This is a genomic window from Candidatus Pelagibacter sp. HIMB1517 (assembly GCF_052047895.1).
GTDB lineage: Bacteria > Pseudomonadota > Alphaproteobacteria > Pelagibacterales > Pelagibacteraceae > HIMB114.
The window spans coordinates 41007-47403 of sequence record NZ_JBNAIW010000010.1 but is presented as its reverse complement, the minus strand read 5'-3'; the positions used below and the strand labels follow the sequence as shown (position 1 = coordinate 47403).

General features: G+C 28.5%; 10 protein-coding genes. 2 read left to right on the top strand and 8 right to left on the bottom strand.

From position 1 onward, the window contains the following. Positions 1 to 2: 2 nt before the first annotated feature. Positions 3 to 155 (top strand): pantoate--beta-alanine ligase, encoded by a 153-nt coding sequence (locus ACTTAT_RS05715; protein WP_440680074.1) that lies wholly within the window; start codon positions 3 to 5, stop codon positions 153 to 155. Here the strand turns inward: ACTTAT_RS05715 and mgtE are convergent. Continuing rightward, positions 152 to 1528 carry a magnesium transporter gene (mgtE, locus tag ACTTAT_RS05710; RefSeq protein WP_440680073.1) on the bottom strand — a complete coding sequence of 459 codons (1377 nt, stop codon included), beginning with the start codon at positions 1526 to 1528 and terminating at the stop codon, positions 152 to 154. The two genes, ACTTAT_RS05715 and mgtE, sit on opposite strands and share 4 nt — an antisense overlap. A 29-nt stretch (positions 1529 to 1557) precedes the next feature. On the opposite strand from mgtE, the gene lipB reads away from it, so the two are divergent. After that, positions 1558 to 2187 carry a lipoyl(octanoyl) transferase LipB gene (lipB, locus tag ACTTAT_RS05705; RefSeq protein ID WP_440680071.1) on the top strand — a complete coding sequence of 210 codons (630 nt, stop codon included), beginning with the start codon at positions 1558 to 1560 and terminating at the stop codon, positions 2185 to 2187. Here lipB and ACTTAT_RS05700 read toward each other — a convergent pair. The 7 genes from ACTTAT_RS05700 to ACTTAT_RS05670 form a co-directional block, all read right to left on the bottom strand. Continuing rightward, complete coding sequence (locus ACTTAT_RS05700) at positions 2159 to 3025, bottom strand: RluA family pseudouridine synthase (RefSeq protein ID WP_440680070.1); 867 nt, start codon at positions 3023 to 3025, stop codon at positions 2159 to 2161. The two genes, lipB and ACTTAT_RS05700, sit on opposite strands and share 29 nt — an antisense overlap. Further along, a complete protein-coding gene (gene crcB / locus ACTTAT_RS05695) occupies positions 3022 to 3396 on the bottom strand; it encodes a fluoride efflux transporter CrcB (RefSeq protein WP_440680069.1) in 375 nt (124 codons plus the stop codon). The genes ACTTAT_RS05700 and crcB overlap by 4 nt, the downstream gene beginning before the upstream one ends. Further along, positions 3396 to 3845 carry a 50S ribosomal protein L17 gene (gene rplQ, locus ACTTAT_RS05690; RefSeq protein WP_440680068.1) on the bottom strand — a complete coding sequence of 150 codons (450 nt, stop codon included), beginning with the start codon at positions 3843 to 3845 and terminating at the stop codon, positions 3396 to 3398. Before rplQ ends, crcB begins: the two co-directional genes overlap by 1 nt. Next, entirely contained in the window at positions 3846 to 4862 is a 1017-nt protein-coding gene (locus ACTTAT_RS05685; protein WP_440680067.1) for a DNA-directed RNA polymerase subunit alpha, read from the bottom strand. A gap of 23 nt (positions 4863 to 4885) precedes the next feature. Next, positions 4886 to 5293 carry a 30S ribosomal protein S11 gene (gene rpsK / locus ACTTAT_RS05680; protein ID WP_440680066.1) on the bottom strand — a complete coding sequence of 136 codons (408 nt, stop codon included), beginning with the start codon at positions 5291 to 5293 and terminating at the stop codon, positions 4886 to 4888. After that, on the bottom strand, positions 5293 to 5676 hold the full coding sequence (rpsM, locus tag ACTTAT_RS05675; protein ID WP_440680065.1) for a 30S ribosomal protein S13: 384 nt from the start codon (positions 5674 to 5676) through the stop codon (positions 5293 to 5295). The genes rpsK and rpsM overlap by 1 nt, the downstream gene beginning before the upstream one ends. 62 nt (positions 5677 to 5738) lie before the next feature. Continuing rightward, on the bottom strand, positions 5739 to 6395 hold the full coding sequence (locus ACTTAT_RS05670; RefSeq protein WP_440680064.1) for an adenylate kinase: 657 nt from the start codon (positions 6393 to 6395) through the stop codon (positions 5739 to 5741). Between the last annotated feature and the right edge of the window lie 2 nt (positions 6396 to 6397).

Here is a 6397-nt window from a genome sequence, read left to right as displayed (position 1 = left end):
ATATAAAAGAAAATTTTAAAAAAAATAAAATTAAGTACGATTATATTGAAAATATTAATTTAAAGACATTCAAAATTACTGATAAAATTAATAATCAATCAAGATTATTTGTTGCATTCTATATAGGAAAGGTGAGGTTGATAGATAATATTTAAATACCAAGTATTATCCCGGCTAAACCTAAAAAAGATACAAATCCAACAACATCGGTAACAGTTGTAACAAAAACTGTTGATGCAATTGCAGGATCAATTTTAAACTTATCTAATACAACAGGGATCGCTATTCCAGATAATCCAGCACAAGCCATATTAATTACCATTGAAACAGCAATTAAAATTGAAAGCTTAATTTCGTAAAACCAAAAATAGACAAATAAACCTGAAATTAAAGAAAACAAAACACCATTTAAAAAACCTACGCTAAATTCTTTTCCGATTATTTTAAATAAGTTTTCTGCGGTAAGTTCTTTTGTTGCTATTAATCTTACAGTTACAGTTAATGTTTGAGTTGCAGCATTACCCCCCATGGATGCTACGATTGGCATCAAAACAGCTAAGGCGACTACTTTTTGAATATTGCCATCAAATAAACCAATGACGTATGATGCGATTACAGCAGTAAATAAATTTATTAATAACCAAACAAATCTTTTTTTCGTAATTTTTACTGCATTGTCAGTAATAGCTTCATCTTGTACACCTGCTAACTTTAAAGCATCTTCTTCGGCTTCTTCTTTTAATACTGTTAAAATATCATCGGCAGTAATCATACCAATAAGTTTATTATTTTTATCAACTACACCAGCTGAAATTAAATTATATTGCTCAAATAGGTAACCAACTTGCTCTTTATCCCAATCTCCATAAATAAGCATTTGAGTTTCATCCATAATATCCTTCATCTTTGTAGACCTTGGATTTCTTAAAACTCTTGATGAGGGAACTGAGCCTAATGGTCGTTTTTTATCGTCAACAATAAATATTTGTAAAAATTCTTTAGGTAAATCATCGGTTTCTCTTAGGTAATCTATTGTTTCCCCAACTGTCCACTCTGGCGAGACAGAACAATACTCTGTTTGCATTATTCTAGCAGCAGAGTCTTCGGGATAAGCTTTTAATACTTCTTCTAAAAGTTTTTTGTCTTGTAATGGAATTTTTTCATATACATCAATCTTTTTTTCTTCATCTAAATTTGAAACAATTTGCAAAGCATCATCTGACTCTAATTGATTAACAATTTCTGCCACATTATCCGTAGGCAATTGATTTAGAATATCTTTTTGAAGAGTGTTGTTTAACTCTTTTACAGTATCAGGTCGTAAGTCTAACGCTTCAAGTAACAATAAATTGAAGCGAGCTTTTTCTGGAAGATTAGATAAGACTTCCGCGGCATCTGAAGGGTGTAATGCATGTAAAGTATTATTGATCTCGACTACCCTTTTTTCATTAATCAAACTAACTAAATTATCAATAAGTTCTTTAGTGACTTCAAATGTCTTTTTTTCTATAGTTTGTTCGTTTGACATAATAATAAATACTTTTAACAAATCTTTTTATGAAACTCGAAATAAAAATAAGCCAAAAACCTGTGGAATATCAGGATGCAATTGAATTATTAGAAGAACGAGTGAAAAAAATACAAAATAAAGAATCAAATAATCTTCTGTGGATTCTAGAACATCCAAATTTATATAGCGCTGGAACTTCTGCAAAAGATAAAGATTTATTGAACAAAAATAAATTTCCAATTTACAAAACAAATAGAGGCGGACAATGGACGTTTCATGGTGATGGACAAAAAGTAATATATTTTGCAATTGATTTAAATACAGAAAAAAATATTAAAAATTTTGTAAGAAATATTGAGACTGTAATAATCAGAATCTTAGATAATTATCAAATCAAATCTTTTAGTGACCCAAATAACATTGGCATTTGGGTTAAAAATAAAAATAATTCTGAAAAAATTGCAGCTATTGGTATCAGAGTTAAAAAATGGGTAGCATTTCATGGTTTTTCACTAAATGTAAATGTTAATAAGAAAGACTATAATGGAATTGTTCCATGTGGCATCAGGGATAGAGGAATTGCTAACATGACAGATTTTATAAATTTTTCAGAAATCAACGATTTAAATGATATAATAATTTCAGAATTTAAAAAAACTTTTCCAAACATGTTTTGAAATTATCTGGAATAGTTGCCTTATATTTTTTGATCTTATTATTATATTCAAACTCTATTTCATAACTCAATAAACATAGTTGAGTATTATTTTTTTTATCTCCATACTTTGAATCACCGACTACAGGATGGCCAATATCCGAAAATTGCTTTCTTATTTGGTGTTTTCTTCCAGTTATCAAATCAATTTCCAGATAAGAAAAGTTATTTTTTTTTGATATTACTTCAAAATAAAGCTTAGACTCAATTTCTTTTCCATTTAACTTTTCTTTTGAATGAATTTCGCCTTTATTTTTTTTAATTTTTCCATTTATAATCACAAGATATTTTTTTTTCACCTCTCTTGATTTAAACATTTCAGAAAATTTTTTAGCGTAAAATCTATTTTTAGCTAGGAGCATCAAACCCGAGGTGTCTTTATCTAGTCTGTGAACTATATAGTAATTTTTTTTAATAGAATTCAATATATCTATTACATTCTGTTTAACTTTTGAGCCATCTTGAGAAGCATATCCATAAGGTTTATTTAACACACAATAATCTTCACACTCAAAGACAAAATTTTTTTTTAATTCATTGTAATCATTAATATTAAAAATTTGTTTTTTTTTATTAATTTTATTTTCAATTTTCAGTTCAGTAAAAATATTTACAATATCGTTTATTTCAAGTTTGAATAAATTTTTAACTTTTTTGTTATTTACTGTAATATTTTTTTTTCTAAGATTTTTTTCAAATAAAGATTGAGGAATATTTGGAAATTGTTTTTTAAGAAATCTGTCTACTCTAGAACCTTCAAAATCTTTATTGATAACAAAAGATTTTAATGGTTTTTTCATATCAAAATTTTAATTAATTTATAACCGACATAAAATAAAATTAAACTAACTATAATTGATAAAAATAAGTAAATAAAAAGATTTAAATAATCTCCAGTTTTTAAAAAATTAAACACTTCGTGCGTAAAAGCTGAAAAAGTTGTAAACCCACCTAAAAATCCAAAAACAATTACTGATCTAAATTCATTACTTAAAATTTGTTTTTCAAAAAGTGAAGCTACAATTCCAATAAAAAAAGAACCAATTAAGTTAACAAGAATTGTACCTATGGGAAAATTTAAATATATTAATTTTGGCGTTGCTTGGATTAAAACAAATCTAGATAAACTTCCTATTGCTCCAAACAAAGCAACAAGAAATAAGTTGCTCATTATTTTTTATCTTTTTTTACTTCTGCTTTTTCTTGATCTTTGTTTTCAACTTTTTTTTGTGATGGGCCAGAATCTTGTCCTTTTGCATTAAAATCTTTATCAACTAGTTCAATAAAAGCTTTAGGTGCGTTATCTCCGTATCTGTAACCAGATCTTACAACTCTTGAATAACCGCCATTTCTTTTTTCATATCTCTTTAAAAGTGTTGTAGTTATCTTTTTAACAATACTTTGGTCTTGAAGTTTAGAAATAAGTATTCTTTTAGAAGCAAGAGTATTCTTTTTTCCTAATGTAATAATTTTATCTATCGCTACTTTTAATTCTTTTGCTTTAGGTAAAGTTGTTTCAATTTGCTCATGTTTAATTAATGCGTTTAGCATGTTTTTAATAAGAGCTTTTCTATGTTCAGCAGTCCTATTAAGTTTTCTATGAGCAATTTTATGTCTCATCTATTTATATTCTTCCTCTAATTTTTTAGATAATTCGGCTATATTTTCTGGTGGCCAATTTGGAATTTCAATACCTAGATATAAAGACATTCCAGATAAAACTTCTTTTATTTCATTTAGAGATTTTCTTCCAAAATTAGGAGTTCTTAGCATTTCACCTTCGGTTTTTTGAACTAAATCTCCAATGTAAATAATGTTGTCGTTTTTTAAACAATTCATAGATCTCACTGAAAGCTCTAATTCATCTACTCTTCTTAATAAATTTTTATTAAATTCTGGCTCAGATTTTGTCTGTTGAGCAACTACCTCTTTTGGTTCTTCAAAATTTATAAACATGCCAAGCTGATCTTGAAGTATTCTGGCTGCATAAGCTACACAATCCTCCGCTTCTACTGAGCCATTAGTTTCAACTTCCATTGTAAGTTTATCATAATCAATTGATAAACCTTCTCTTGTTTCTGATACATTGTAAGAAACTCTTTTAACTGGACTGTATACTGAATCTACAGGTATTAGACCTAATGGAGAATCTTTTTCTCTATTTTTTTCAGCAGATACATAACCTTTTCCAGTGTTGACTGTCAATTCCATATAAATTTTTGTATTATCATCAAGGTTACAGATAACTTGTTCTGGATTTAATATTTCAATATCTGCACTTTCTTTTAAATCTTTAGCTTTAATTTCACCTGGTCCTTGAGCATCTAATACGAGTTTTTTTGGTCCTGGATTTTTTAGCTTTAATGATAAAGCTTTAATATTTAAAACAATATCTGTAACGTCTTCTCTAACCCCGTTAATAGAAGAAAATTCATGCACTACACCATCAATTTGAATCGCAGTTACTGCTGTTCCTTGAATAGAAGAAAGAAGAATTCTTCTAAGTGCATTTCCAAGTGTTAAGGCAAAGCCTTTTTCTAAAGGCTCAATAGTTATCTTTGCATAACTTTTATCATCATTAGTTTGAACATCTAATTTAGATGGCTTTACTAATTCTTTCCAATTTTTTTCTATCAATTTATTCTCCTTTTAATTTTTAATTAAACTCTTCTTTTCTTCGGTGGTCTGCATCCATTGTGTGGAATTGGACTCGTATCTTTAATAGAGACAATTTTAAAACCTCTTGCTTGCAAAGCTCTTAAAGCAGTTTCTCTCCCTGATCCAGGACCTTTGACTTCAACGTCTAGAGTTTTTAAACCATATTCTGATGCTTTAGCAGCAGCATCATCAGCGGCTACTTGAGCAGCGTATGGGGTAGATTTTCTTGATCCTTTAAAACCTTTTGATCCCGCAGATGACCAAGATAAAACATTTCCACTTTTGTCTGTTATTGAAATAATAGTATTATTAAATGTAGCATTCACGAAAGCTTTACCTGACGTTACAACTTTTTTTTCTTTTTTCTTACCTTTAAATTTACTTTTTTTTTTAACTTCTTCTTTACTCATTATTTTTTAGCCATTGTTAATTTTTTACCTGCGATTGCAATTGCTTTTCCTTTTCTTGTTCTTGCGTTAGATGATGTTCTTTGTCCTCTTACAGGAAGTTTTTTTCTATGCCTTGTACCTCTATAAGTACCCAGGTCTCTTAATCTTTTTATATTTAATGAAATCTCTCTTCTTAAATCACCTTCGACAGTAAACTTTTCGTCAATAAGTTCTCTAATTTTTAAAACTTCGTCATCAGTTAAACTATTTACTCGTTTTGATTTTTCAATATTTAACTCTTTGCAAATCTTATCTGCATAGTGATCACCAATCCCATAAATATACTGTAAAGCGACATGCACTTGCTTATTTAACGGTAGGTTTACACCTGATATACGAGCCATAGTTTAGATTGCCTTATTTTTAAAATCGCTGGATTATAGTAATCGAACTATTAAAGTCAACGTTATAAGTTACTGATAATAGACTTTATTTCGCCTGTAACTTCATTAATTGCTTTCATAGCATCTACATCCTTCACGATTCCTTTTTTTCTGTAATAATCAAGTATAGGTAGCGTTTGGTCATCATAAGTTTTTAAACGATTTGTCACAGTACTTTCATTATCATCAGATCTTTTAATTAATTCTCTAGAATCACATTTGTTATTTGAACAGTTATTTGGTTCTACAGGTGGGTCGAAAAATTCATTAAATGGTTTTTTGCAAATTGAACATGAAACCCTGCCAGAAATTCTTTTTACAAGTACAGAATAATCTACTTTTAGATTTATAATTGCTGATATTTTTTGATTATACTTGTCAAGCATATCATCTAGTGACTTTGCCTGTTCTAAGTTTCTAGGAAAACCGTCAAAAATTATATTATTTTTTACACTCGGGTCTGAAATTTTTTTCTCTATTAAATTATTGATTATATCGTCTGAGACTAATTTTCCAGCATCCATGATTTCTTTCAATTGTTTTGATAAATCTGAGCCACTTTTTAATTCTGCTCTTAAAAGATCTCCTGTTGATAGTTGAAACATTTTTTCACTCTCGACTAAAAAAGAAGATTGAGTTCCTTTGCCAGCGCCTGGTGGTCCAAATAATATTAAGTTCATAT